This is a genomic window from Rhodococcus sp. YH3-3, from assembly GCF_001653035.1.
GTDB lineage: Bacteria > Actinomycetota > Actinomycetes > Mycobacteriales > Mycobacteriaceae > Rhodococcus_F > Rhodococcus_F qingshengii.
Window position 1 is genome coordinate 466,296 of the sequence record NZ_BCWH01000003.1, and the last position, 26,354, is coordinate 492,649.

Below are 26,354 nucleotides of genomic sequence, written 5' to 3' on the forward strand. Positions count from 1 at the left end.
TGTCCTCCCTCAGTGGAGCGAACGGGCGCGCTCGGGGGCAACCGCGGTGGTCGCAGGGAGGGGCGCAGGTGCCTGTGCGAGGCGGCGGCGTCGAATTGCCTTGTCCAGCTCGACGACAACCGGGATGATCAGCGACCAACCCAGGCAGGCGAGCCACTGGGCGCCGGTCAGTGAGGTTGTCATGAGGAGGTCCTGGAGGACGCCCGCCTCGACGGCGAATACGGTCACGACCGTGGGGATCGTCAAGATCTTGATGGCACCGAGAACCGGTGGAACCACGCCGGACTCGGGATCACGCCGCATGGTAAGCCCCGCGAGAATCGAACCGAGAGAGAGCACTACGAATGCTGTGGTCATGGGAACATTCGCCTCGGAAGTACTCGTTTCACCGGGTGCGAGAAGCATCGCCGCGAGTGTCACGGCAAATTGCAGGACACCGTACGCGAGCCACTGAGCGACTGCGCTTCGATGTGCGATCGGCATCTTGGGATCGCGCGGAGGCTTGTTCATCAGATCCGGTGGCGGCGGGTCGAGCATGATCACGGCGACGGGGAACAGTGTGATGAAGAAGTGCTGGAACAGCACCATTAGTGGCGTCAGTGCCACACCCTCGTTGATGTTGAAGATGCTCGCAGCGAGGAAGAGGAGAACCAAGGAGAAGAGTTTCGACATCTGGTAGCGGATGTACGAGACGATTTTTCCGTAGATGTTGCGGCCCAAAGTGATCGCGGTGATGAGGGTGCCGAAGTTGTCGTCGGTGAGCACCATCTTGCCCGCCTGTTTGGTCACCTCACTGCCCGAGCCCATGGCGACGCCGATGTCTGCCTTCTTCAACGCGGCGGCGTCGTTGACCGCGTCTCCGGTCATCGCGACGACGGCGCCACCGCTCTGCATGACATCGACCAAGCGAAGTTTGTCCTGCGGAGTGACGCGGCCGAACACGTGCAGGTTCGGCAACGCGGTCGACAGTTCTTCATCGGTCATCGCTTGCAACTCGCCGCCGCCCACCGAGCCCGGGCCGAGTCCGAGTTCGGCACCGATCGCTGCGGCGGTGATGGCATGGTCGCCGGTGATCATGCGGACCTCGATGCCGGCCCGGTGTGCGGTTCGCACCGAATCGACCGCCTCCGGACGCAGCGGGTCGATGATGCCTGCCATACCGACAAACGTCAGGTCCTCGACAAAGGACATGGGGTCGGCCACGACAGCGTCTTCCCGTCCGTCGAGGCGTCTGACCGCGAATGCCAGCACCCGAAGACCCTTTTCGGACATGGACTGATTTGCTGAAGTGAGTTCGTCTCGGACTTCCTCGATCGGGACCTGCCGACGGCCGGGGAGAATGGCCGAAGAACACCGAGCGAGGACGACATCGGGTCCGCCTTTGACCAATCCGACGAACTGACTTACGCCGTCGACTTCGAGGTGGTGGTACGTGGCCATGAACTTGTACGCGGAATCGAACGGAACCGTCGCCACCCGCGGGTAGGTCCGTCTGGTGAGTGGGGCGTCGGCACCGATCTTTGCCGCGAGCACCACGAGCGCGGCCTCGGTCGGGTCGCCGACAACTTCCCCGGAATCGGAAACCGTTGCATCGCTGTCGAGACACAGTCCGTATGCGAGAAGGGTGAAGTCGGGTGGTGCCTCGCCGGCAACCTGCGTGATCCTTCCCGCTTTGGCGTAGCCTTCGCCGTCGACCGTGTACCAACGGCCGTGGACGTACAGCGATCGGACGGTCATCTGGTTCATTGTCAGCGTGCCGGTCTTGTCCGAGTTGATTGCACTGGTCGCGCCGAGTGTTTCGACGTCGGTCAGGTTCTTCACGACGGCCTTGGCGTCGGCCAGTTGACGGGCACCGTAGGCCAGCATCGCCTGGACGAATGTTGGCAGGCCGGTCGGAATCGCGGACACTCCCATTGCGATACCAAGGAGCAGAAGCGTAGTCAGGTCCTGCCCACGAAGGAGCCCGATGACGACGATGACGATCACTGCCGTCCACGCGATGATTCCGAGAAGTTTGGTGAGAGAGTCCAATTCACGTTGAAGTGGCGACTTGCCAGGGGCGACCGCCGACAACATCGACGCGATCTGGCCTATCTGCGTCTGCATCCCGGTCTCGGTGACCACCATGGTCGCCGTGCCGCGGGTGACCGAGGTGTTCTGGAAGACCAGATTGCTGCGGTCTCCGAGCGGAATATCCTCGTTGTTCAGCGTATTCGGGTCCTTCGGTATCGGCGCGCTTTCCCCGGTCAATGCGGCTTCCTGCGTCTCCAGGGTGGTGGTGGCGAGCAACCGTCCGTCGGCAGCGATGATGTCTCCTGCCTCGACTTGGACGATGTCACCCGGCACCAGTTCGGTAGCGTCGAGTTGTATCAGGTTCCCGTCACGAATGACCCGTGCTTGGGGCGTCTGCATCTTGGCGAGGGCGTCGACGCTCGCCCGTGCCTTCAACTCCTGTCGAGTTCCGAGGACGATGTTGAGCACGACGAGCACCGCCACCACGATTGCTGTCGGCACTTCACCGATGGCGATGCTGACCGCGGCCACGGCGACGAGCATCAAGTTCATCGGATCTTTCAGCTGCAACAGCGCGATCGACCACGTCGACGGCGGTGGCGTCGAGGTGATTTCGTTCGACCCGTAGCGTCGTCGCCGTTGGTCGGCCTCATCCGACTGCAGTCCGCGCTCCGGGTCCGACTGCAGTACGGACACGACTGATTCGCCACTCTGCGCATGCCACGGCGTGGGGCTCATGACCGCACATCCTTTCCTTGGCGATCGTCAATACCGGGTCGGAATCCAGTGCAGCGGTTGTTTGGGCGTCTGGTAGCCGTGAGCCTTCTGCCGTTTCGGCAGGGTGATGTCCGTGGATTGCACGGGCTCGTAGGGGATCTGACTCAGAATGTGGCTGATGATGTTGAGTCGTCCGCGTTTCTTGTCATTGTTGTTTGCGACATACCATGGCGCCCAGCCGGTGTCGGTGAAGCGAAACATCTCGTCGCGGGCACGCGAGTAGTCGTACCAATGACTGAACGACTTCAGATCGAGATTCGACAGCTTCCAGATCTTTCGAGGGTCGTCGATCCGGCTCTGCAGACGTAAGAGCTGCTGTTCTTCGCTGACCTCGAGCCAGTACTTGAGCAGAATGACTCCCGATTCGACGATCGCGCGTTCGACGGTCGGAATGAGCTGGAGAAATTGATGTGCTTGTTCTTCGGTGCAAAAGCCCATTACTCGTTCTACACCGGCACGGTTGTACCAACTTCGGTCGAAGATGACGATCTCACCGGCAGCCGGAAGATGCGGGACGTAGCGTTGGACATACATCTGCGAATGCTCTCGCTCGGTCGGGGCGGGTAACGCAACGACCCGGAACACTCGCGGACTCACTCGCTCGGTGATGGCTTTGATGACACCGCCCTTCCCCGCGGTATCTCGACCTTCGAATACGATGCAGACCTTGGCTCCAGACGATTTGACCCACTCCTGCAAAGCCACGAGTTCGCCGTGCAACGGCTTGAGTTTGCGGCGGTACACCTTGTTCTTCATCGGCTTTTGTGCCACGGGCGGCGCGTCGTCGGTAAGGGTCGACGGGGTGTCGTCGTGAAGAATCCGAGCGTTCTTTCCCACTTCCACTCCCTGGCATCATGAGCGCAACGCGAGCGCGCGGGGAACCGTCCGCCCTTATGTGTATGCCCCATATTCGGTGAACCTATTCTCTTCGCAATCGAGACCCGAATCGTGTTGTTTTCGAACCCTTTCCGAGTCTTGACGTGCTCGGCTGGACGGACGACCATTAATGGATGACTGGCGACGAAGAGTTGCTCCACGTCGAGCGGGTGATCACTCGCCTGATTTCCCGCTATCCCGCCGTTCCTCCACCGGAGATCGAAAACAGAGTGCGAACAATTCACCAGCGTTTTGCGGGATGTCGGATCCGCGACTTCGTGCCTCTTCTGGTCGAAAAGGCGGCCAGACAAGAGATCTCGGATCGGAGAATCGTGATTCCGATAATGGATGAGCGGTCGGCGAGTCTGAACTCTCTCGAGCTGTAGCCGGAACGGGGATCGTCGGCGCATACTGAAATGACCTTGGACCAGGGAGTTCTGGCCGAATGCAGGAGCTCAGGCGCGGAACGTCAGCCTCCCGAACTCCTGATGTGTAAAACCGAGTACAGGGAGCGTTGACATGGAAGGCTTCTGGGAATTCTTCTGGTTCATCTTCGTCTGCTTTGCCTTTGTGGCGTACTTGAGCGTGTTGTTCTCGATCATCACCGACTTGTTCCGTGATCACGAGACTTCAGGCTGGGCCAAGGCGTTGTGGATGATATTCCTCTTCGTCATTCCATTCCTGTCCGCGATGATCTACGTGGTCGTCAAGAATGACGGAATGACGAGGCGGTCGATGGAAGCCGCTCAAGAGCACATACACGCGCAGAGTGATTACATTCGAAAGGTCGCCGGGAAATCGCCGACTCAGCAGATCGCCGACGCCAGAGAGCTTCTCGACTCAGGCGCGATCAACGAAGAGGAATTCCAGGCCATCAAGGCAAAGGCGCTGGCGTAGTTTTCGTATCTTCTGCCCCGGGCCTGGCGTCGTCGGTTCCGCCGTCGTCAGGCGCGGCGTCCTGCGCGGCGGCGCGTGCGGGACGAACCAATACTTCCAGTGCGACGAGAGCAACGAGCGCAATGACGACGATCCAACCAACGACCAATCCGGTGGGGTAGCGCCAGAAGAGCAGCAACAGGGCGGCGATGCCGATGATGGCACAGCGCAGTGGGACACGAAGCTGATTGGCCCACCGCTCCACCTGATTCGGCGTTCGGCCGCTTGCAGAATGCCGGACGAAGTCCAACGCCTGCCCGTAGCCTCGACGAACGGCGATCGCCGACGACGACCCACCGATCAGGTAGGCGCCGAGCCCCACCACCACACCGAGGACCGCAACCGCGCGAAGGCTCGTCCGAAGCGGAACCAGAACTGTGTCGATGACAGCGGTGGCGGCGTCTGGCGAGAGGATATCGGTAGGGACACTGTCGAGGTAGATTGCGCGCCCGATCAGAATTCCGATCGCAAGAACAAGCATTCCCAACGCAATCGACAGTCCGACCAGGGACAGCGTACGAAGCCTGCGACCGGTTGGCGCAACGGCGACAGCGGCTGCTGCGCAAGCGATTCCCAACCACGGCAGCACCGCCGAGACCTTGTCGAGTGCCGAGACGGCTCGCTGCGCCTTCACCAGCTCGGGGGACTGGAAGAGAACAAACTCCTTGTCCACGGACGGGATTTTGTCTGCGAAAGCGAAGCCGCGGTCGGTCAGCGCCGTTTTCACCCGGTCGATGATCGTGCTCAGTGAAATGCTGACCGTTCCGCTCTGGTCGACCTCGACCGAGTCGGGTCCGTAGTTTCCGGTCATGACGGCGACGAGGGAGTTGTGCGCCGCTCGGTTCGCCTGAATCCAAAGGTCTTCGAACTGCTGCGTCCGAACGAGCGAGGCCACTGTGTCGTGGACGAAACTCTTCGCCTGGCCGGCGATCACCGGTGCCAAACCCACCAACGCCTGGTCCACGCGAGGGGTGTTGGCTTCGAGATTCGACACGTCCGTCAATGCTGTGAGTGCCTCGGTGGTGAGCCCTTCGACGTCGACGCGATCGAAGATCTCGTCCGTGACTTGATTCGTGATCTCCGCTTGCACGGCTGGATTCTCACCCAGTGGCGCTACCGTGCTGACGTAGCGGTCCGTGTCGAGGATCTGACTACGTACGAAGCGGGTGGTTACCGACAAGACTGCGAGCAGTGCGACCAGCACCAGCAGGATTGTCACCGCGGTCCACCGCAGCCCATGTCGAGGTGGTCGGGAGACTTTCTCGACGGTCGTTTCGCGGGCGCTGGGAGTCTGCTCGCGAAGTGTTGCTACCTCTTCGCGCAACCGGGCTAGTTCGGCACGTTCGTCCTCCTGGAGTGGTCCGTCGCTCGTGCCGTTTGCCATGATGGTCCTCCCGGGACGGAAACTACTGGCGCACAGTTGAAATGCTGAACTGCGAAGATGATTCGGCGGGTGACCTCAGATGACCTCGGTATTCCAGGTCGCGACGGCCCAGATGACGAATACGTCGAGCGCGATGATGATGATCGACCACCACGGCGAGTGGGGTAGCCACAGGAAATTCGCGAGGATCGACAGAGAACAGATGACTATCGCGCCTACCCGTGCCCACGTCGCGCCGGTGAAGAGCATGATTCCGACAGCGGTGACGAGCACACCGAGTACGAGGTGGATCCATCCCCACGAAGTGAGGTCGAATTGGTACGTGTATTCCGGGCCGACGACTGTCACGTCGTCCTCCGATATCGCCGAGATGCCTTGGAGGATTTCGAGCACGCCGACTGTGATGAGGAGAACGGCTCCGCCCAGCGCGCTTCCTTTTGCCACACCCTGCTTTACCAGTGAATCCTCGGACATGACCGCCCCTAGATTTCAAGCGCGAAATAGCCTGGCATATTTCCCTGTCCCGACCTTTTACGGTGGTGAAGTAGCCCGTCGGAGGGCAAATCAAACATTGAGCGCTGCACAGCATTGCGATATTCATTCGCCTACGAATTCGAAAGAACCTACCGTGACGGCATGGATATGGCGGACGTAGGTGTGGCGATGAGGCCTGCACCGGGTGTGATCCGGACGGACCGGCTGGTGCTCCGTACCTACCGCCCAGGCGATCACCGGGATCTTCTCACCTTCTACGGGCGCAGCGACGTATGCCGATATTTGCTCAACGAACCCTGGAGTCTCGCGGAGGCTCGGGAGGCCGTGCAGACCAGAATGTCTCGCCGCGACCTGGCATCGGGCGCGGTGGCACTTGTTGTCGAGTACGGGGGCCGGGTTGTCGGAAGCGTGAGTGCTTGGCGAGTCGAAGAATCTGATTGCACAGCCGAAGTCGAGCACACCGCCGAACTCGGGTGGGCATTTTCGCCCGAGTTCGGCGGCCGAGGATTCGCGACGGAAGCAGTGACCGCTCTGATCGACCTCGCGTTCGCGACACCCCGATTGCGCCGCGTGGTCGCGCGAATGGATTCGAGAAACGAATCCTCGGCGCGACTCGCGCAGCGGATCGGTATGAGGCGAGAGGGACATTTTCGGCAGAACGCGTGGATCAAGAACGAGTGGACCGACACCGTGGTTTTCGCGACACTTCGCGGTGAGTGGCCTTCAGTTGCTTGATCAGACCGAGCGGGCTGCTATTTTGCGACCAGTTCGGTCAACTGTGGCACGAGTTCGTCGGTCGCCCACGGAACACTCAGAAGGCTGACGTACATTGTCGCTGCAGTCAGGCGATTGTCGGTGATCCACAGGTCCTTGCCGTTGGCGATGACCGGCCACCGCGAGAACAGAGTGTTGGCCAATGTGCTGTCGACTTCCGACTGATCGCTTGCCCAACCGAGATACACGTCGGTGTCGATCGTGTCGAGCTTTTCCATACTGATGCCGAAAAGGAACGAGTCGCCGGCAAAGTTCTTGGCGCCGTTCACCACGTCGGGAGCGACTGTGAGCCCGAGGTTTTCGACAAACTTGACGCGCGGATCGTCCGGACCGTAGATGGCGGTTTCGGTTTCTCCTTCACGGATGTAGGAACCGAAGGCGAAAGTGACTCCGTTGAATTCGGGATGACTCGCCTTCGATTCCTGGACCGATTCCTCAACCGACTTGATCAGCGCCGCGGTTTGAGCGGGACGCCCGAGTGCCTTGCCGACATCGGTGGCGAGGTTTTGCCACGAGCTGGGCTGATACGGCTTGGTGTCGTACGGGAGGGTCGGGGCGATCGAGCTCAGGCGCTGGTAATCCTGCTCGGAGAAGCCCGAGTACGGGGCAAGAATCAGATCAGGCGCGGCATTGAGAATCTGCTCGAACAGTAGCTCGCCGCTGTCGGAGTAGTACGGCGCAGGCGTGGGCAGCGTCTGGCCCGACTTTTCGAGTTCGGCGCGGGTCCACGGCAGGAACCCGTCGGCGTCGCCGGCCCAAGAGTCCTTCTGCATCGCGATCGGAGTGACACCCAGGGCGATGACCGTGTCTGCCGCTGCGGAATCGAGGGTGAGGATCCGTGTCGGCTCCTTGTCGATGGTGGTCCCGCCGAAAGCGTGCTTGATCGTCACGGGATAGGCGCCGTCCTCGACGGCGGATGCCGATGAATTGTTTTCCTGGGCGTCCGATGACGACTGTGTGCAGGCGGTCAGAGGCAGTGCCGCCGCCAGCATGAGCGCAACAACGATTCGTCGCCTCCGCTGGGGACGAATTCTCTGACGGGCAGATCTGAACACGCGAAACTCCTCGGGATTGATCAGGGAAGTGCTTGCACGACTCAGCGCAGTACGCGCATGAGAGCAGGCTTACCTAAGTGAATGTAGGGCGCGTGCGTGTAGCGAAGGGGCCAGCCGATGTCGACAACAGGTCAGGCTCGAGTCAGTTGACAGCGGCGAGCGCATTGCCGGGGGTGTAGCCGACCGTCTTGCGAAAAGCGGCGATGAAGGAACTCGACGTCCCGTAACCGACACGGCGGCTGACGGCGTTCACACTCATTCCAGTCCCGAGCATGCCGAGGGCCGTGCTCATACGAACCAGAGTGCGCCACTGCGCAAAGCTCAAGGCGAGTTCCGCGGCAAAAATCCGGGTGACCGTACGTCGGCTGAGATTGAGAACGTGAGCCCACTGATCGAGTGATCGATCGTCGGCGGGATCCGACAGCACTTTGTCGACGAGCATCCGTAGCCGCGGATCTCGGGGGATCGGTACGTCGAAGTGAGGTGCTGATGCCGGGGTGAGGAGATCGACACAAACCTGCTGTGCCCGAAGGCGTTGTTCTGCAGGCATTCCAGTGTGGGCGAGGTGTATCAGCAGTGCCCGGGCTGCCTCACTCAGTGTCACGATGCACGGTTCGTTCCAGGCGGGGGTCCACAGCTCGGGGGTGAAGAGCGTGGCGCGGAATGCGACGTGGGGATTTGCCTGACCTTCGTGGAGGACCCCGCGGGGGATCCATAGGCCGACGCCGGGCGTGACGGTCCAGAGTTGATTGTCGATGATCATGTTGACGACACCGCGGTCGGACCAGATCAGTTCGTGCTCGATGTGAGCGTGCTCTGGCCACCGGGTGATGTGGTCGGTCTCGACGATGTACGTCGTGAGTTGGAACGGCGCCGGGACGGCGCGCGCCATCGGAGTGTGGCGGTCGGATTCCCGTAAGTGGGAATCGTCGTCCAGCTGTGGACCGTCGTCGATTTCACGAAGGGCAGGGATCAGCACCGTGGACTACCTCCAGAGCAAAGTTAGGTAAACCTTACACTGATGTGGGCAGCGATCAGTGACTCGCACCGAGTTCGATGAGAAGCACGCCTGCCGCGATGAGGCCGATCCCGACCATCATGAGCCTGGTCAGCGGTTCGCGAAAGAGAATACGGGATGCGATTGCCGTCAACGCCACTCCGCATGCGGTCCAGATTCCGTATGCGACGCCGATGGTGAGGCCCGCGTCGAGCGCGAGGGCCAGGAAGGCGAAAGCGGCGAGATACCCCACGGTGACAACCGCGAGCCATCGTTTGTCGCTGCCGTCCTGCGACGCCATCCGTAGTGACAATGTCGCGGTGACCTCGGAAATAATTGCAGCGATCAGAAATACGAAGGTCATGCTGGGTCCGCCGGCCCGCTGTCGGCGGCAGCCTGAGAGCCGAGTTCGACGCACAGCACTCCGCCGATGACCAGTGCAATCCCGACGCCCATGGTGGCCGTCAGAGGATCTCCGAAAAGGGCCGTTGCGAATACTGCGGTCAGGACAACTCCGGTTGCGCCCCAGATTCCGTATGCAACACCGAGTCCCATGCCCTCCCGCAGGACGAACGACAAGGCGGTGAATGCTGCGAGATATCCGCCGACGACCACGATGTACCAAGCCGGGTGATCGAGGGCGGCGCGCAACGACAGCGTCGCAGACACCTCGGTAAGGATCGCGGTGATCAACAACAGCCATTTCTTCACGGTTGGGATTCTGTCAGGCTCCACGGATTCCGGTCGCGCACTACGGTTGAGACATGACGTGCGTACTGCTCGGTGGAATCCGCAAAGGTGACATCCGCCACGACGCGTCGGGTGGCGATGTGGCCGCAACTCCGATCCTCGACTGGGGCCACGACGACGTGGCCCGCCTCTACGAGGACATTGCAGAAGGTGCGATCCAGTCGGCGCAGGAGTTCCTGGTGTCGGCGCATCGCAGCGTCGCTGCAAATATTCGGCCGGTGTACGGCCTCGACGACCGGCAACCCGTCTCGGTGACATTGAGTCGAGAGCGCGGATCCTGCAGTCAGAGACTGGCTATCGTCGAAGCGTTGGCTCGCCGCCGAGGTATCGCCACCCGAGTACGCGGTCTCGTACTACGCGGGGAATTCTGGTACCCGAGATTTCGGCGTCTACATGCGGTGATTCCGAAGTCAGTGCTGCTGGCGTGGCCGGAATTTCTGGTCGACGGACGCTGGCAGGACATCTCCGAGATCGTTTCACCTGCGGTGGTCTCAGCGCTCGAACCGTTCACGAACACCGGCGAGGAGACACTGTTCGACGCGATCGGACGCGCTCCGATCAGTTGGGGCAAGTCTGTTTCGTGTGATTGCTTGGACTTCTCCGAATTCGTCGACCGCGATCTGGGCACCTTCGAATCTCGCGACGTGCTCTTCGAGGAATTCGGACAGACGATGTCGACCCCCGTCAGAATTCTCGTCGACCCGGTTTTCCGGAACTGGAGTGCATCCGGCTGACGCGCGACGCGAGGTCTAGGCTGTTCTGCATGTCTGTGCGTACCCCATTGGTCCCTGGAACCGTCTCTCCCGTCCTCGCTGTGCCCTCGAAGATCGAGCGGCCCGAGTACGCGTGGAAGCCGACCGCCAAAGAGGGCAACGAGCCCTGGGTTCAGACGCCGGAAACGATCGAGGCGATGCGCATCGCCAGCAAGATCGCTGCAGGCGCGCTGCAGGAAGCCGGCAAGGCTGTCGCTCCCGGTGTCACGACCGACGAACTCGACCGCATCGCACACGAGTTCATGCTCGACCACGGTGCATACCCGTCGACGTTGGGCTACAAGAGCTTTCCCAAGTCGTGCTGCACGTCTCTCAACGAGGTGATCTGCCACGGAATCCCCGACTCGACTGTGATCCAGGACGGCGACATCGTCAATATCGACGTCACCGCGTACATCAACGGGGTACACGGCGACACCAATGCGACATTCCTCGCCGGTGACGTGTCCGAAGAGAACCGCTTGCTCGTCGAGCGCACACACGAGGCAACGATGCGGGCCATCAAAGCCGTCAAGCCCGGCCGCGCGCTCAACGTGATCGGACGTGTCATCGAGTCCTACGCCCATCGGTTCGGGTACGGCGTCGTCCGGGACTTCACCGGACACGGAATCGGCGAGACCTTCCACAACGGCCTCGTGATCCTGCACTACGACGAGCCCGCGGTCGAGACGATCATCGAACCGGGCATGGTCTTCACGATCGAACCGATGATCAACCTCGGTGGTATCGACTACGAGATCTGGGAGGACGGTTGGACCGTCGTCACCAAGGACCGTAAGTGGACGGCGCAGTTCGAGCACACCTTGGTGGTCACCGAGACCGGTGCAGAGATTCTCACCCTGCCTTGAGTTCGGAGATGCGCGGCGCTCTGCTGGTAGCCGGCACTACTTCCGACGCAGGCAAGAGCGTTCTTGTGGCCGGATTGTGTCGCATGTTGGCGCGTCGAGGCATCCGAGTGGCGCCGTTCAAGGCGCAGAACATGTCGAACAACTCCGTGGTCACGCTGGACGGCGGAGAGATCGGCCGTGCGCAGGCACTTCAGGCGCGTGCATGCGGTCTGGAGCCGAGTGTTCGATTCAATCCGGTGCTGCTCAAGCCTGGAAGTGACCGCACGTCGCAATTGGTTGTTCGGGGCAAGGCGATGACCACAGTGGGTGCTCGCGACTACATGCAGCATCGGCAGTGGCTTCGCGCCGTCGTGGCCGAAGATCTCGAATCGCTTCGATCCGAGTTCGACGTCGTGATCTGTGAAGGCGCCGGTTCACCGGCCGAAATCAACTTGCGCGCAACGGATCTTGCCAACATGGGATTGGCTGAGGCTGCGCGGATTCCGGTCGTCGTCGTCGGTGACATCGATCGCGGCGGCGTCCTGGCCCATCTGTTCGGGACCGTTGCTGTGCTCTCGCCCAGCGACCAGGCATTGATCGCGGGATTTGTGATCAACAAATTCCGCGGTGACGTTGCACTGTTGGAACCCGGACTGGAACAACTGCGCAGCCTCACCGGTCGACCCACTCTCGGAGTGATCCCGTTTGCCGACGATCTTTGGCTCGACGCCGAGGATTCGCTTGGCGTCACCGGCAATGCCCCGGTAGGGCGCCCGGGCCCACCCGTCGGTTCGGCCTGGCTCACCGTTGCTGCGGTTCGGCTCCCGCGCATCTCCAACTCCACGGACGTCGAGGCACTGGCATGTGAACCGGGCGTGGCAGTTTCGTGGGTGACCGATCCGTCGCGAATTCGCGACGCGGACCTCGTGGTGATCCCCGGTAGTAAGTCCACCGTGAGTGACCTCGAGTGGTTGCGAAGTAGCGGCCTGGCCGACGAGATCGTCGCGCGAGCAGGTCGCGGGCAAGCAGTCCTGGGAATCTGCGGCGGTTACCAGATGCTGGGTAATTCCATCGTCGACGACGTCGAATCAGGATCAGGGACCACCGCGGGACTGGGTCTGCTGGACCTCGATGTCGAGTTCGCTCCGGACAAGGTGCTGGCGCAGATGACCGGTACGGCAGACGGTATCTCGGTGTCCGGGTACGAGATTCATCACGGACGCGTCGTGCGCAACGGGGACCACCCATTGCTGGCGGACTCGAGCGGTATGCCGGAAGGCAGTGTGCGAGGGCCTGTTCGCGGGACACACTGGCACGGTCTCCTGGAAAGTGACGACTTTCGGCGCAGCCTGCTGCGTGAGCTCGCGGTTCCCGGTTTTGTTGCTGCACCCGACACCGCGGTTGCCGCGGTGCGAGAACAACAACTCGACCTTCTCGCTGATCTCGTCGAGCAGCACCTCGATCAGGATCTACTCGAGAAACTGATCAACGGTGGGGCGCCTATCGGGCTCCCCGTCATTGCTTCCGCACTCGAAGCCTGAGAGCGCTCCCGCGGGTGTCGACGTGGACGCGGTAGAATAGCCAGGCCTCACTCCCGCGACGGCTCCCTAGTAGGAGTGTGCGCGGTGACAGATCAATTCGACGGCTTGCTGACCGACTTCAGTGACGAGGTGCTGGTCGACTCGGCAATGCTCGGCGATCACGCGGCCTTCGACGTCATCGTCCGCCGATACGGCCCGCACTTGTATCGATTTGCCCGTCGACTGCTCGCGAGCGAGAGTGACGTCGACGACATCGTCCAGGAAACCTGCGTCGCTGCGTGGCGCCAACTTCCGGGGTTTCAGCGGCGCTCGAGCACCAAGACCTGGTTGTTCGCGATCTGTTCTCGCAAGATCTCGGATTTCTATCGAAAAGTCGGCTCCTGCGCCGCCGATATGGACGAACTCCGGGAAGAAGCTGATCCCCGTTTGCGTGATCCGAGCGAAGAAGTCTGCGGCACAGCATTTCTCGATGCCCTGGAATCCGAACTCGATCGCCTGCCACTGCGTCAGCGCGCCGCCTGGGTCTTGCGAGAAGTGGAGGGCATGACGTATCCGCAGATCGCTGTTGTCCTGGAACTGAGTCCGGACGCGGTTCGTGGCCAGCACACTCGGGCGAGGCGGAATCTCGGTGTCGCACTCGATCGATGGCGATGACGACTCGGCGGTTTGCCGGGTTCTGTCACCGAACTCACTCTCCTTGGTGCCCGTGAAACTGGAAGAATGCTTCGTCGTGGATACCGCTTTCGACCCCAGAGGCTTCGACCCGAGAACCGAGGATTCGGTGCCGTCGGTACTGCCGGACGATGCGACGGCAACGGGTGCTGACGTCGCCGTCGAGGCTGCGGAAACTCGGCTGACGGCACGTGCGGTCAGAGAGTTGCTGGCAGCGCTCGGGGGAAGTATCGGCGACGAGGACGAACTCGTGGTTCTGCTCCAGCGCGCCGTCGAAATCGCGAACGACGCCATCGACGGCGCCGACAGCATCGGCGTCACCATCGATCTTGCCGGGCAGACCTACACCGCCGTTCACACCGATTCGCGGACCCTGCGCGTCGACATCGAGCAATACGACGCCGGCGACGGACCATGTCTGCACGCGGCTCGAACCGGTGAAACCGTAGTCGTTGATGCCGAGACCAGCGCGGAACGCTGGCCGCGGTTCGCGGCGGCCGCGAAGGACGAAGGGATCAAGTCCTTTCTCGCGGCGCCGCTCTTCACGCCGGATCAGCGACTCGGTTCGTTCAACCTGTACGGACGTGCCCCAGCGGCCTTCGACAGCGTCGACGCGGAAGTCATGGAGATTCTCACGACAACAGTCTCACGCGCGATCGGAGACTTCTCCCGTTTCAAATCTGCCAAGGCCGTAGCTGACGCCCTGCAACGCGCGCTCGAGACTCGGGCGCCGATCGAACAGGCCAAAGGCATGCTGATGGCCATCCATCGAATCGACGCCGACACCGCATTTCACATGCTGCGCAAGCAGTCTCAGACCACGAACACCAAGTTGCGTGACGTGGCAGCCGAGATCGTCGAGACGTATTCCGCGCCGCCTACCGCGGTCTAGTTCGACGGAGACCGACGTACGGCCTCGAGCGCGACGACCACGCTCGCGGCGACAACCACGTGCATCAGCGCGAGCGTGACCGTGCTGGCGGCGTCGAAGTCCGCGGCGATCGTCAGGGCGATGGTGCCGAGCGCAAACACTGCACCCACGACCTGAGCGATGCGGATGATCGGCTCCCACTTCAGTGAGATCAACATTGCGAGCGACAAACCGACCAGCAACGGCACTACCGTAAGTGTGATGACCCCGCCGGGAGCTACGCTCGCCACCTTTCCCTGATCTGTCATCTCGAACGATCCGCCCGATGCCAGGCCGATCAACCACAGGATCAGGTTGGCGACGAGGGCCATGACCGTGGCCCCGAGTACGGCACGCGGCTTGGTGAGGTGGAGGTTGTGTGCGGTTGAAGCGATTGCAGACATGATGTTCTCCCGGCTCGATGCGATGGTCTTGTGACGTCGCTCTGGTGAATAGACCCGCCGGCCGGGAGAAACTCATCGCTGGTGGTTACCGGGGGTCGTCTGTCGGCACGGCGGTGCCGGTGACCGCGATACCGCCGTCGACCGGGATCTCGACCGCGAGCACGCTGGGACGCCCGACGTGTCGGCCCTGGTGGATGGTGATCCGCCGCGGAGTGGCCGCGGGTTCGAGTTTGCGCAGGTAACCGCCGGTCGACGCCGCTGCGGACCCGGTCGCGGGATCCTCGACGATGTTTCCCACCGGAAACAGATTTCGAGCTTCGAAGGTGTTGTCGTCGAGGGGATGCAGGATCGTCACCGTGCCCGCCCACCCCTGCGCGTCCATCAGAGTTCGCATTGCGGATGGATCGAAGGTGAACTCGTCGAAGGCTGCCTGATCACGAAGTACGACGATCGGGTGCGTGTTGCCGGCGTACGAGAGCATTGCGGGATACCGCGCGTCGAGCGCAGACGAATCGACGCCGATGAGCCCGAGCAGTGCTGTCAGTACAGCATGATCGATCGGCGAGACCGATGGTTCGACGCTGGTGAAGGTCGCGGTGGACGTTCCGTCCTCGTCGGTCGCCGTGTCGATGGATACCGGTCCGATCGGTGTTTCGAATGTGAAGGTTCCGTCACCGTCTCGCTCGGTGAGCGCGATGGCCGTCGCAATAGTGGCATGACCGCAGAACGGTACTTCGGCGATAGGGGAGAAGTACCGGATCCGGCTGTGGCGCGGGTTGCCTCCGAGTACCGGTTCGATGAGGAACGCCGTCTCGGCATACCCGACTTCGGCTGCAACGGATTGTAATTCGGAGTCGTCGAGTCCACGCGCGTCGAGCATTACGCCGGCCGGATTACCGCCGGCCGGATCCGAACTGAACGCAGTCAGCCGGAGGATGTCGCGAGAAGTTGCCATGTCGACCATCTTTGTCCGCTGTCGTCCATCGGGGGAAGAGACATCGCGCGATTGCGGTCCGCGATCTTCGAACTGGACTGCCTCCGGAACAAACCGGCCGCACGGCGTCGTTGCTGCAGACATGAGCAATGACACAGACACCGACGAAGCGTTGTTCGCACTCGTGGCCGAGGGAAAACAAGGTGTGTTGGCAACCGTCAAGCGTGACGGCCGCCCACAGTTGTCCAACATCATTTACCGCTGGGATGACGAGTCGAAGACGGCTTCCGTGTCCATCACTGCCGATCGCGCCAAGAGTAAAAATGCGATCCGCGATCCGCGGGTTTCCCTTCACGTCAGCGCGCCCGACTTCTGGAGCTACGCCGTGATGGAAGGACTTGCCGTGGTGACACCCGTCGCGGCCGATCCTCACGACGAAGTGTCTGACGCCCTGGTCGAGCTGTACCGGGACATCAGCGGCCAGGAGCATCCCGATTGGGAGGAGTACCGCGAAGCGATGGTTGCGGAGCGTCGACAGATCCTCACGGTGCGCGCTGATCACGTCTACGGAATGACGAGGCTCCCCAAGCCGTCCGGTACCTAGAGCCGCGCCCCACTGGAGTTCGGCCCACCCCCACTTTCGAGCGAACGGTACGCCCGTCGCCTCAGATGCGCCGAAAGCCACTTTCGCTCGGAAGGGAGGGGGCCAAGAGCGAACAAATCGGGCCCGCAGCGGCGCGTGAATGTATGAGTGGTCATACTTCTGTCGACTCCAGGGTCCTCCACTGTGTGGATCGCGTACCGTTTCCAGACATGGAATTGACTCGAGTAGCGGTGGGCAGTGGTTCGTGCACCGTTCGGATCGACGGGCCGGTCAGCAAGCATGCGGTACTCCTGCTCCCCGGCAAGGGCGACCCCGTCGACTTGTACGACGATGTGTGTGAGCGACTGCACCATTCGGATCTGCGGACCGTCGCGGTGGAATCGATCGAGAATCTCGACGAGACCTCGGCAGTGGTACTTCTGGACGAGTTGAACATCGCCTGGGTGAACCTGGTCGGTCACCGGGAGGGCGCCGATCTCGCGTGGCTGTTGGCTGCACGTCAGTTCGGCCGCTTCGCGAGTTTGATCGCCGTGGACCGTGGACATCCGTCGGCCAGCGATATTGCCGGCGTACCGCCGGTCGAGGTTCCGACCACCGTAGTCGTGGGCAGTGGAGGTCGGGCCATCGCCGACGCCAGCGGTCGTTTCGTGTACTCCGACTTCCGCGTGACGGAACTTCCGGGTGTCGACGACGTCGTCAAGTCGGCACCGGCCGAACTCGCAACCGAGATCGTGCTGCGTACCAGCCCCTGGTGAAACTCTGACCTACGAAAAGGCGGGCGCTCCCATTGCGAGGAGTGCCCGCTTTTTCGGCGTCATAAGGGCTGCGGGGCTCAGATGTCGAGGCCGAGCAGCGCGTTCTCGACCACTTCGGCCAGGGCCGGGTGGATCCAGTACTGGCCGCGCGCCATGTCCTGAGCTGACAAACCGAAGCTCATCGCCTGAATGAGCGGCTGGATGACGGTCGGAGCCTGCGTACCCATGACGTGGGCGCCGAGGATGCGTCCGGTGCCGCGCTCGGCGATCACCTTGCAGATGCCCTCCTGATCCTCCATCGCCCAGCCGTACGCGACGTCGCCGTAAGCCTGCACCTTGACGGTGATGTCGAGTCCGGTGTCGCGAGCCTGCTTCTCCGTCATTCCGACGTCGGCGATCTGCGGGTCGGTGAACACGGCTGCCGGTACGAAGCGGTGATCGGTGCTGCGAAGCCCGGACGTGTCCTTCCACGCGTCCTGGAGCAGGTTGTGCTGAACAACGCGCGCTTCATGGTTGGCGACGTGCTTGAGCTGGTACGGCGAGGAGACGTCACCGAGTGCGAAGACGCCCTCGGCGGTGGTGCGTTGGTATTCGTCGACCACGATCGAGCCCTTGTCGTCGAGTTCGACGCCGGCCTTGTCGAGACCGAGTAGGTCACCGTTCGGCTGACGACCCACCGCGACGAGGAGAACGTCACCGGAAACGACTGTGCCATTTGCCAGTTCGACGGCGATGTTGTCGCCATCGCCGCGTACCGACGTGAGGGGGGAGCCCAGATGGACGTCCCACTTCTGTTCGGCCAACTCGGTGAAGCGCTCGGAGATCTCGTCGTCGAGGTGCCGCAGCAGTCGCTGGCTGCGACCGATGATCGACACGCGAGAACCCAACGCGGAGAACACGTGTGCGAACTCGGTGGCGATGAATCCAGAGCCGACGATCACGAGGTGCTCGGGAAGTTCGGGCAGTCGCATGATGTCTTCGTTGGTGTAGTACTTCACACCACTCGACGCGATCTCGTCCGGGATGATCGGACGCGAACCGGCTGCGATGACCACCTGGTCAGCGGTGATCGTCTCGCCGGTTCCGGTGTCGATCGTCTTGTCGCCGGTGAACGTGGCGTGGCCGCGGTAGACGGTGGTGTTGGGACTGTCTTCGCTGCGGTACCGCTCACCACCTGCAGAAATGGGATCGATGCGGCCGAAGACGCGCTTGACGATGTCGGACCAACGAACGCCGTCGAGAGTGGCGTCGACGCCGTACTTCTCGGCAGTGGTGACGGTGCGTGCCACCTCGGCGGCGTAGACGAACATCTTGGTCGGGATACACCCGACATTGAGGCACGTTCCGCCGAAGGTGCCCTCTTCGAGGATTGCGATCTTCTTGCCGTCGAACCGCTCGTCTGGCAGCGAGTTTCCGGATCCGCTGCCGATGATTGCAAGGTCGTAGTGCGTCACTGCGCGATCTCCTGTGTGTTGCTTGCTGTGCTTGCCGAACTTTCTGCGGCCGGGGTGAGGTGGCCGTCGAGCCACTCCAACCACAGGTCGAGTTCGGAAAAGGCTGTGGCCAAGGGCTTCTCGGTCGAAAGGAACACGTCGTGACGGGCGCCGTCGATCGGGACGATGGTGGTGCGATCGCCGAGGCAACCGGCCCAACGTGCGATCTGCTTGACGTCGAGCACGGAATCGGCGAGGTCGACGCTCGGGTTGTACGCCTTCGCGAACTGCGACTTCTTCGAGCGCAGAATCAGCGCGGGCACTCCGATGTCTAGGCCGCGGTGAAGTTTTGCGTGACCCGCTCGGACGGCCCGCATCCAGCCGAAGGTAACGGGGCAGCCTGCCAGTGGCTTCCAGTCGAGGTTGTAATCCCAGACGCCGTTGGCCGAAACATGAAGACTGGAACCGTAAGTCGGTAGCCCAGTTCCCGGGATCACCGTCTTCGCCGATACCCGTCCGAGCGCATCGATCGCCGTAGTACCGACGTTGCGAACCACTGAGGGACCCTGAAGGTCGAACCAGGGGCTGTTGAGTACCAGCCCGCAGATTCCGGCGCCGTCGCTGCCACCGGGCTTGCGCTGCAAACGGTTCAGCCAGAGCGGAACGATCAGACCGCCGGTGGAGTGCGCCATGAGCAGCACCTCGCTGCCCTCGGTCTCGCTGCGGACGATGCGCAGCGCTTCGTTCAGTTCGGCGTCGTAGAGCGCAAGGTCGGAGACGTAATGAGCTGTGTGCCCCGGTTTGAGGGAGCGGCCGCACTTACGCAGGTCGAGTGCGAAGAAGGCGTAACCCTGCTCGGCAAAGTGCTCGGCGAGGTGCTTCTGGAAGAAGTAATCGGTGAAGCCGTGCACGTACAAAACGGCACGGTGTGTCTTCACCGCCTCCTTCTGCGGTTGGTAGCGGACCAGTGTTGCGTCCACCTCGCCTTCGCCGTCCGGATCCGTTCCGAGCGGGATCGTCAGCTGCTGATATCCGTCACCGAGGACGTCTGGAACCCAAGTAGTCACAAATCACAATCTAATCGTCGTTTCGAGTGCGCGTTGTAGAGCACAATTGGGGGTGGTGAACCGCGCGTGTACGCACGGGTAACCTATTCGGCGTAACACAGCAGGCGGATGCGCGCACGGCTAATGACAAGGAAGTCGATTCTCCAGTGTCGAATCAGAACGCGGTAGAGACGAAGACGGATGTAGTGCTCGTGGGCGCAGGCATCATGAGCGCCACGCTGGGTGCATTGCTGCGCCAGCTGCAGCCCGATTGGTCGATCTCGACCTTCGAGCGGCTCGATGCCGTCGCAGCCGAGAGCAGCGACCCCTGGAACAACGCGGGAACCGGTCACTCAGCCCTGTGTGAGCTCAATTACACACCTGAGAACTCGGACGGCACGGTCGACATCAAGAAGGCCGTCAACGTCAACGAGCAGTTCCAGGTGTCACGCCAGTTCTGGGCACACGCGGTAGAGCAGGGCGTCCTGACACAGCCCAAGGAATTCATCAACCCCATCGCGCACGTGAGCTTCGTTCACGGTGAGGCCAACGCCAAGTACCTCCGTGCTCGTTACGACGCACTTGCCGGCCACACGCTCTTCCGCGGTATGGAGTACATCGACGATCCGGCCGAGTTCAGCAAGCGTTTGCCGCTCATGGCCAAGGGACGCGACTTCTCCGATCCCATCGCCCTGAACTGGAGCCAGGACGGCACCGACGTCGATTTCGGAGCGCTCACCAAGCAGCTCATCGGCTACATCGGCAAGACCGGCGGCAAGATGTACTTCGGCCACGAGGTCACCAACCTGACCCAGAACTCGGACAAGTCCTGGACCGTCAAGGTCACCAACCGTCGCACCGGTGAAAAGCGCACCGTTCGCTCGCGCTTCGTGTTCGTCGGTGCCGGTGGCGGCGCCCTGCACCTGCTGCAGAAGTCGGGCATCAAGGAAGCCAAGGGCTTCGGTGGCTTCCCGGTCAGCGGTGCCTTCCTGCGATGCACCAACCCCGAACTCATCGACCAGCACAGCGCCAAGGTCTACGGCAAGGCTGCCGTCGGCGCCCCGCCCATGTCGGTGCCTCACCTGGACACCCGTGTCATCGGCAACAAGCCGGGTCTGCTGTTCGGTCCCTACGCTGGTTGGTCGCCGAAGTTCCTCAAGCAGGGTCGCGTCACGGACCTGCCCGGCTCGGTCAAGCCGAACAACATCCTCTCGATGCTCGGTGTCGGTGTCAGCGAGCTCGGCCTGGTCAAGTACCTGGTCAGCGAGCTTGCCAAGAACGAAGCCGGTCGCATCTGGGATCTGCGTGAGTTCGCGCCCAAGGCGCAGGCCCAGGACTGGGAACTCATCACCGCGGGCCAGCGCGTCCAGGTGATCCGCCGTGCCAAGGGCAAGGGTGGTGTCCTCGAATTCGGTACCGCTGTGGTCGCCGCTGAGGACGGTTCCATCGCCGGCCTGCTCGGTGCTTCGCCCGGTGCGTCCACGGCCGTCCCGGCGATGCTGGACGTACTCGAGCGCTGCTTCCCGACCGAGTTCCAGGGTTGGAAGGGCAAGCTCCGCGAGATGGTTCCGTCCATCGGCGTCAAGCTCACCGACAACGAAGGCCTGTTCAACCAGGTCTGGGATTGGTCCTCGAAGGTTCTCGAGCTCGATTCCGCCGGTGCTTCCGAATCGGCTCCGGTCGCGGATACCGCCGCGACTGTGTGATAGTCCAACCCATGACGGCAACAGCAGCTTTGAAGCGTTCATGGGCACTCGATCTCGACAACAAGACGTTCTACGAGTTGTTGAAGCTTCGAGTGGAGGTCTTTGTCGTCGAGCAGGCTTGCCCGTATCCCGAGTTGGACGGGCGGGACCTGCTGACGGAAACACGCCACTTCTGGCTCGAGCAGGACGGCCAGGTGGTGTGCACGCTCCGGCTGCTCGAAGAGCACGACGACGGAAACAAGAGCTTCCGAATCGGACGCCTGTGCACGTCGCGTCAGGCTCGCGGCCAGGGCCACACGACCCGCCTCCTGCAGGCCTCACTGGCCGAGGTCGGCGAAGCGCCGTGTCGGATCAACGCCCAGACCTACTTGGTCGAGATGTACGCCAAGCACGGATTCAAGGCTGACGGCGAAGAGTTCATCGAAGACGGCATCCCGCACACCCCGATGCGTCGTGGTGGGGGAGAGCCTTTCGTGGCCGTCAGCTAGTTTGTCGGAGAATTGACCCTGGTCGGCTCGTGGGAAAGCGAGCCGACTAGGGTTTTTTCGATACCGAATGTTCGCGGGGAAGTCCTGTTCGATCCAGGCGCGGTCCCGCCACTGTGAAAGATCTCTCCTCTACCGATAAACCGGGAGATCTCAGCCAGGTTGCCGCGACATTCGAGTGCAGCCAAATTCTCGGCGAGGAAACCGAGAGGTGGAGGGATATCGACGTGCGAAGTGAAGAAGATCGACCAGTGGCGGGCTTCCCGTTCAGTGCTGTGGTCGGCCAGGATCAATTGCGATTGGCGCTGATCCTGTGTGCGGTGCATCCAGGGATCGGTGGGGTCCTGGTCCGCGGTGAGAAGGGAACTGCCAAGTCGACGGTCGTGCGCGCGCTGACTGCGCTGCTGCCCGCGGTCGACGACGCCGGAACGAGACGACCGGCCCGCTTGGTCGAACTGCCCGTGGGCGCCACCGAAGACCGGGTGATCGGTTCGATCGACCTGGAGAAGGTTCTGCGTGACGGTGAGCGCGCATTCCAACCTGGACTGCTCGCCGCTGCTCACCAGGGTGTTCTGTACGTCGACGAGGTGAATCTGCTTCACGACCACCTGGTCGACGTGCTTCTCGACGCCGCGGCGATGGGCCGGGTTCACATCGAGCGTGACGGCATCTCCCATTCGCATCCGGCCAAGTTCGTACTCGTCGGCACGATGAATCCCGAAGAGGGAGAACTGCGTCCGCAACTTCTGGACCGTTTCGGTCTGGCTGTCGACGTCGCCGCTTCCCGCGACGTCGACATTCGCATGGAAGTGGTGCGTCGCCGACTCGACTACGAGCGTGACCCCGATGCATTTGTCGCTCGGTACGTATCCGCCGATGAGGAGTTGGCGTCCGAAATCCTCACGGCGCGTGAGAAATTGGACTCGGTCGAGCTGAGCAACCGCGAACTGCGTCGTATCGCCTCGCTGTGTGCGTCGTTCGACGTCGACGGTATGCGCGCGGACTTGGTGCTGGCGCGCACCGCGACGGCCCACGCTGCCTGGCGCGGCGACAGTGAAGTCACTGCGGAGGACGTACGAGTAGCGGCGGAACTGACGCTGCCGCATCGCCGCCGCCGCGATCCGTTCGACGAGCCCGGCTTGGATCAGCAGCAGTTGGACGATGCGCTCGAGCAGGCCGATCAGGATGCTCAGTCGCAGGTAGAGGACGACGCGCGCGACGGAGAGCCCGAACCTCCCGAGAATCCCGAAGACCGTGGCCCGGAAGATGGCGGCTCCGATGACGGCGGTCCCGGAGACGAAGGGCCGGACGACGACGGGCCTGACGACGACGGCCCGGACGACCCTGACGGACCTGGTGGGGGAGTGCGCGCCACCGATCGTCCCTCGGCTCCACCGGCCGGCGAATTCAAGGCCAAGCTCCTCGAAGTTCCGGGAGTCGGTGAAGGTGCACCGGGACGACGCTCGCGGTCCATGTCGTCCCGTGGACGAGTTGTGCGGTCCACGCGGGAGCGTGGGCACGGATTGCATCTGACGAGCACGGTCTTTGCCGCAGCCGAGTCTCAAGTTGCCCGTGGTCGCACTGCTGGACGGTTGCGGCTGGCACCGGCTGACCTCCGCGGCGCGATACGTGAAGGGCGAGAAGGCAATCTGATCGTTTTCGTTGTCGACGCGTCGGGGTCGATGGCAGCACGCGACCGCCTCTCCGCGGTCACCGGTGCGGTTGTCTCGTTGCTCCGCGACGCCTATCAGCGCCGCGACAAGGTCGCCGTCATCACTGTCCGTGGTCGTGAAGCGGAGCTCGTACTGCCGCCGACATCTTCGGTGGACATCGCTGTCCGTCGCTTGCAGTCGATGCGTACCGGCGGCAAATCCCCACTCGCAGAGGGATTCCTGCGTGCTCGCGAAGTGGTTCTGCGTGAACGACTTCGTGACCCGCAGCGTCGCGCCCTCGTCGTCACACTCACCGACGGCCGGGCAACCGGCGGCAAGGACGCGCTGCACCGCGCCCGCGTCGCCGCGCATCTTCTCGCCGACGCGTCCGTCGCGTCCATCGTCGTCGACTGCGAGACCGGCCTCGTGCGTCTGGGGCTGGCGGCGGAGTTGGCGCGAGAACTACGTGGCGGATACGTCCGCCTCGCCGAATTGTCAGCGCAGCAGGTCGCGGGTGTCGTCCGCGCCGCAGCCTAGATCCCAGTTCAGGAGTTCACGATGCCCAAGGGTGTTCCCGAGACAGTTCCCGACGACGGTCTGACCACGCGTCAGCGTCGTAACGCGCCGGTACTTGCCGTGCACACCGGCCCGGGAAAGGGTAAGTCCACCGCCGCTTTCGGCATGGCGCTGCGTGCCTGGAATCAGGGGTTCGACATCGGCGTGTTCCAGTTCGTGAAGAGTGCCAAGTGGAAGGTCGGAGAGGAAGCCGCGTTCCGCGCGCTCGGAAACCTGCACGACGAAACCGGCGTCGGTGGGCCGGTGCAGTGGCACAAGATGGGCGAAGGTTGGTCATGGACACGCAAGGCCGGTAGCGAGGAAGATCATGCTGCTGCCGCTGCGGAGGGTTGGCAGGAGATCGCGAGAAGGCTTGCGAGCGAGGAACATCGATTCTATGTCCTCGACGAGTTCACCTATCCGCTCAAGTGGGGCTGGGTCGACGTCGACGAGGTCGTGCAGACACTGCGTGATCGTCCGGGCAACCAGCACGTTGTCATCACGGGACGCGACGCCCCGCAGGCGTTGATCGACGCCGCCGACCTCGTGACCGAGATGACCAAGATCAAGCACCCGATGGATGCCGGCCGAAAGGGCCAACGGGGCATCGAATGGTAAGTCCTTCCACTCCGGCCGTGGTGATCGCCGCTCCTGCCTCGGGTAGCGGAAAGACTACGGTGGCAACGGGATTGATCGGCGCGCTGCGACGGTCCGGTAGCAGCGTTGCGCCCTTCAAGGTGGGGCCGGACTACATCGACCCGGGTTATCACGGACTCGCGGCAGGGCGGCCCGGACGCAACCTCGACACTGTTCTGGTGGGCCCGGATCGCATCGGACCGCTCTACCGGCATGGAACCGCTGGTTGCGACATCGCCGTGGTCGAAGGCGTCATGGGTCTGTTCGACGGGAAGATCGACGAGGCAAACTCGCAGCCGTCGGCGGAGGGATCGACGGCGCAGGTCGCGTCGATCCTCGGTTCGCCGGTAGTCCTCGTGATCGACGCCCGTGGGCACAGTCAGAGTCTGGCCGCCGTACTCCACGGCTTCGCGACCTACGACGCAGGTGTGCGCATCGGCGGCGTCATTCTCAATCGCGTCGGGAGCGCTCGTCACGAGCAGGTGTTGCGTCATGCGTGCGACAAGGTCGGCGTCGCAGTGCTCGGAGTTGTGCCACGGTTGACGGAACTCGAAGTTCCCTCCCGGCACCTCGGCCTGATTCCGGCGGCCGAGCACGGCGCCGCCGCTGTGGCCGCAGTGGACGCGATGTCCGACTTGATTGCCTCGCACGTCGATCTGGGTGCTGTTCGCGCACTGGCCGCCTCGAACGTGAGTGCAGCTGCATGGGATCCGGTTGCCGAGGTCGGCGCACACGCAGAGTCTCGGCCTGTGGTTGCCATGGCGGGTGGCCCGGCCTTCACCTTCGGCTATGCCGAGCACCGGGAGCTGTTGACTGCCGCCGGCGCGGACGTGCAGGTGTTCGACCCGTTGCGGGACGAGCTTCCTGCGGGAACTGCCGCTCTGGTCCTTCCCGGTGGCTTCCCGGAAGAACACGCGGTAGACCTTGCGGCCAATACCGTTCTGCTGCAGCAGGTTCGCGATCTGGCGGACGGCGGTGCACCGATTCATGCAGAGTGTGCGGGCCTGCTCTACCTCGCTCGCAGCTTGGACGGTCACAGCATGGCCGGTGTGGTCGGAGTGGATGCGACGTTCGGGAAACGCCTGACCCTCGGGTATCGCGAAGCAGTCGCGATCAGCGACTCCAGCCTCTTCGACGCAGGCTCCCGCGTCACCGGTCACGAGTTCCACCGAACGTCTCTCGTCTCGGCAGACGCGGACGGTTGCGGAAGTGCGTGGGGGTGGCGGCCCTGGGACGGCGGCAGTGTCCGCGAAGGGTTTGTTCGCGGTGGCGTCCACGCGTCGTATCTGCACACTCATCCGGTGGGGCAGCCCGAATCGATCGCGAAGTTCGTCGATGCCGCACGGCGATGACCTCTGTATAGG

Annotated in this window: 27 protein-coding genes; 15 read left to right on the top strand and 12 right to left on the bottom strand. The window is 62.5% G+C overall.

The window, feature by feature from the left end; genetic code table 11:
* Nucleotides 1-9: 9 nt before the first annotated feature.
* Together YH3_RS27435 and ppk2 are read right to left on the bottom strand one after the other, a co-directional pair.
* Nucleotides 10-2,751, bottom strand: a complete 2,742-nt coding sequence (locus tag YH3_RS27435) for a cation-translocating P-type ATPase (RefSeq protein WP_064444478.1) — start codon at nt 2,749-2,751, stop codon at nt 10-12.
* A gap of 27 nt (nt 2,752-2,778) precedes the next feature.
* Nucleotides 2,779-3,609 carry a polyphosphate kinase 2 gene (gene ppk2 / locus YH3_RS27440; RefSeq protein ID WP_238592738.1) on the bottom strand — a complete coding sequence of 277 codons (831 nt, stop codon included), beginning with the start codon at nt 3,607-3,609 and terminating at the stop codon, nt 2,779-2,781.
* A 191-nt stretch (nt 3,610-3,800) separates the two neighbouring features.
* Between ppk2 and YH3_RS27445 the strand changes: the two genes are divergently transcribed.
* Nucleotides 3,801-4,052, top strand: coding sequence for a three-helix bundle dimerization domain-containing protein (locus YH3_RS27445; protein ID WP_007734945.1), 252 nt, complete (start codon nt 3,801-3,803; stop codon nt 4,050-4,052).
* 133 nt (nt 4,053-4,185) lie between these two features.
* The gene (locus YH3_RS27450; RefSeq protein WP_007734948.1) at nt 4,186-4,563 is read left to right on the top strand and encodes an SHOCT domain-containing protein; all 378 of its coding nucleotides are present in this window, start codon (nt 4,186-4,188) and stop codon (nt 4,561-4,563) included.
* Here the strand turns inward: YH3_RS27450 and YH3_RS27455 are convergent.
* Together YH3_RS27455 and YH3_RS27460 are read right to left on the bottom strand one after the other, a co-directional pair.
* Nucleotides 4,541-5,986 carry a hypothetical protein gene (locus YH3_RS27455; RefSeq protein WP_064444479.1) on the bottom strand — a complete coding sequence of 482 codons (1,446 nt, stop codon included), beginning with the start codon at nt 5,984-5,986 and terminating at the stop codon, nt 4,541-4,543. The two genes, YH3_RS27450 and YH3_RS27455, sit on opposite strands and share 23 nt — an antisense overlap.
* 75 nt (nt 5,987-6,061) lie before the next feature.
* Nucleotides 6,062-6,460, bottom strand: coding sequence for a hypothetical protein (locus tag YH3_RS27460; protein ID WP_064444480.1), 399 nt, complete (start codon nt 6,458-6,460; stop codon nt 6,062-6,064).
* Nucleotides 6,461-6,622: 162 nt separating this feature from the next.
* Here YH3_RS27460 and YH3_RS27465 point away from each other — a divergent pair, with 162 nt between their 5' ends.
* Nucleotides 6,623-7,216, top strand: coding sequence for a GNAT family N-acetyltransferase (locus YH3_RS27465; protein ID WP_050656477.1), 594 nt, complete (start codon nt 6,623-6,625; stop codon nt 7,214-7,216).
* A gap of 17 nt (nt 7,217-7,233) precedes the next feature.
* On the opposite strand, the gene YH3_RS27470 is transcribed toward YH3_RS27465, so the two are convergent.
* The 4 genes from YH3_RS27470 to YH3_RS27485 form a co-directional block, all read right to left on the bottom strand.
* Nucleotides 7,234-8,310, bottom strand: coding sequence for an iron-siderophore ABC transporter substrate-binding protein (locus YH3_RS27470; protein WP_223304443.1), 1,077 nt, complete (start codon nt 8,308-8,310; stop codon nt 7,234-7,236).
* Nucleotides 8,311-8,452: 142 nt separating this feature from the next.
* Nucleotides 8,453-9,289, bottom strand: a complete 837-nt coding sequence (locus tag YH3_RS27475) for an AraC family transcriptional regulator (RefSeq protein ID WP_007734963.1) — start codon at nt 9,287-9,289, stop codon at nt 8,453-8,455.
* 55 nt (nt 9,290-9,344) lie between these two features.
* A complete protein-coding gene (locus tag YH3_RS27480; protein ID WP_007734966.1) occupies nt 9,345-9,671 on the bottom strand; it encodes a multidrug efflux SMR transporter in 327 nt (108 codons plus the stop codon).
* Nucleotides 9,668-10,018, bottom strand: coding sequence for a multidrug efflux SMR transporter (locus YH3_RS27485; protein ID WP_003942817.1), 351 nt, complete (start codon nt 10,016-10,018; stop codon nt 9,668-9,670). Before YH3_RS27485 ends, YH3_RS27480 begins: the two co-directional genes overlap by 4 nt.
* Nucleotides 10,019-10,071: 53 nt before the next feature.
* On the opposite strand from YH3_RS27485, the gene YH3_RS27490 reads away from it, so the two are divergent.
* The 5 genes from YH3_RS27490 to YH3_RS27510 all read left to right on the top strand — a co-directional run bounded on the left by YH3_RS27490 (nt 10,072) and on the right by YH3_RS27510 (nt 14,762).
* Nucleotides 10,072-10,791: a transglutaminase domain-containing protein gene (locus tag YH3_RS27490; RefSeq protein ID WP_007734968.1), complete on the top strand. Its 720-nt coding sequence runs from the start codon at nt 10,072-10,074 to the stop codon at nt 10,789-10,791.
* Between the two features lie 29 nt (nt 10,792-10,820).
* Entirely contained in the window at nt 10,821-11,678 is an 858-nt protein-coding gene (map, locus tag YH3_RS27495) for a type I methionyl aminopeptidase (protein ID WP_007734970.1), read from the top strand.
* Nucleotides 11,679-11,686: 8 nt separating this feature from the next.
* Complete coding sequence (locus YH3_RS27500) at nt 11,687-13,198, top strand: cobyric acid synthase (protein ID WP_007734972.1); 1,512 nt, start codon at nt 11,687-11,689, stop codon at nt 13,196-13,198.
* Between the two features lie 84 nt (nt 13,199-13,282).
* Nucleotides 13,283-13,852, top strand: coding sequence for an RNA polymerase sigma factor (locus tag YH3_RS27505; RefSeq protein WP_007734974.1), 570 nt, complete (start codon nt 13,283-13,285; stop codon nt 13,850-13,852).
* A gap of 76 nt (nt 13,853-13,928) precedes the next feature.
* Entirely contained in the window at nt 13,929-14,762 is an 834-nt protein-coding gene (locus tag YH3_RS27510) for a GAF and ANTAR domain-containing protein (protein ID WP_030535633.1), read from the top strand.
* Here YH3_RS27510 and YH3_RS27515 read toward each other — a convergent pair.
* Both YH3_RS27515 and YH3_RS27520 read right to left on the bottom strand, forming a co-directional pair.
* Nucleotides 14,759-15,184, bottom strand: coding sequence for a DUF6069 family protein (locus YH3_RS27515; RefSeq protein WP_007734977.1), 426 nt, complete (start codon nt 15,182-15,184; stop codon nt 14,759-14,761). The genes YH3_RS27510 and YH3_RS27515 overlap by 4 nt on opposite strands.
* Nucleotides 15,185-15,269: 85 nt before the next feature.
* The gene (locus YH3_RS27520; protein ID WP_238565257.1) at nt 15,270-16,139 is read right to left on the bottom strand and encodes a PhzF family phenazine biosynthesis protein; all 870 of its coding nucleotides are present in this window, start codon (nt 16,137-16,139) and stop codon (nt 15,270-15,272) included.
* Nucleotides 16,140-16,260: 121 nt separating this feature from the next.
* Here YH3_RS27520 and YH3_RS27525 point away from each other — a divergent pair, with 121 nt between their 5' ends.
* Entirely contained in the window at nt 16,261-16,722 is a 462-nt protein-coding gene (locus tag YH3_RS27525) for a PPOX class F420-dependent oxidoreductase (protein WP_039973451.1), read from the top strand.
* A 209-nt stretch (nt 16,723-16,931) separates the two neighbouring features.
* Nucleotides 16,932-17,477, top strand: a complete 546-nt coding sequence (locus YH3_RS27530; protein ID WP_003942671.1) for an alpha/beta fold hydrolase — start codon at nt 16,932-16,934, stop codon at nt 17,475-17,477.
* Between the two features lie 77 nt (nt 17,478-17,554).
* Here YH3_RS27530 and mtr read toward each other — a convergent pair whose 3' ends face one another.
* Nucleotides 17,555-18,931: a mycothione reductase gene (mtr, locus tag YH3_RS27535; protein ID WP_007734989.1), complete on the bottom strand. Its 1,377-nt coding sequence runs from the start codon at nt 18,929-18,931 to the stop codon at nt 17,555-17,557.
* Nucleotides 18,928-19,977, bottom strand: coding sequence for an alpha/beta hydrolase (locus YH3_RS27540; RefSeq protein ID WP_003942674.1), 1,050 nt, complete (start codon nt 19,975-19,977; stop codon nt 18,928-18,930). The genes mtr and YH3_RS27540 overlap by 4 nt, the downstream gene beginning before the upstream one ends.
* 146 nt (nt 19,978-20,123) lie before the next feature.
* Here YH3_RS27540 and mqo point away from each other — a divergent pair, with 146 nt between their 5' ends.
* From mqo to YH3_RS27565, 5 genes are all read left to right on the top strand, one after another.
* Nucleotides 20,124-21,662 (top strand): malate dehydrogenase (quinone), encoded by a 1,539-nt coding sequence (gene mqo / locus YH3_RS27545; protein WP_003942820.1) that lies wholly within the window; start codon nt 20,124-20,126, stop codon nt 21,660-21,662.
* An 11-nt stretch (nt 21,663-21,673) separates the two neighbouring features.
* Nucleotides 21,674-22,150: a GNAT family N-acetyltransferase gene (locus tag YH3_RS27550; RefSeq protein ID WP_064444665.1), complete on the top strand. Its 477-nt coding sequence runs from the start codon at nt 21,674-21,676 to the stop codon at nt 22,148-22,150.
* 224 nt (nt 22,151-22,374) lie between these two features.
* Nucleotides 22,375-24,336: a magnesium chelatase subunit D family protein gene (locus YH3_RS27555; protein WP_064444666.1), complete on the top strand. Its 1,962-nt coding sequence runs from the start codon at nt 22,375-22,377 to the stop codon at nt 24,334-24,336.
* A gap of 21 nt (nt 24,337-24,357) precedes the next feature.
* Complete coding sequence (cobO, locus tag YH3_RS27560; protein ID WP_003942784.1) at nt 24,358-24,972, top strand: cob(I)yrinic acid a,c-diamide adenosyltransferase; 615 nt, start codon at nt 24,358-24,360, stop codon at nt 24,970-24,972.
* Nucleotides 24,966-26,342, top strand: a complete 1,377-nt coding sequence (locus tag YH3_RS27565) for a cobyrinate a,c-diamide synthase (RefSeq protein WP_064444481.1) — start codon at nt 24,966-24,968, stop codon at nt 26,340-26,342. Before cobO ends, YH3_RS27565 begins: the two co-directional genes overlap by 7 nt.
* Nucleotides 26,343-26,354 lie beyond the last annotated feature (12 nt).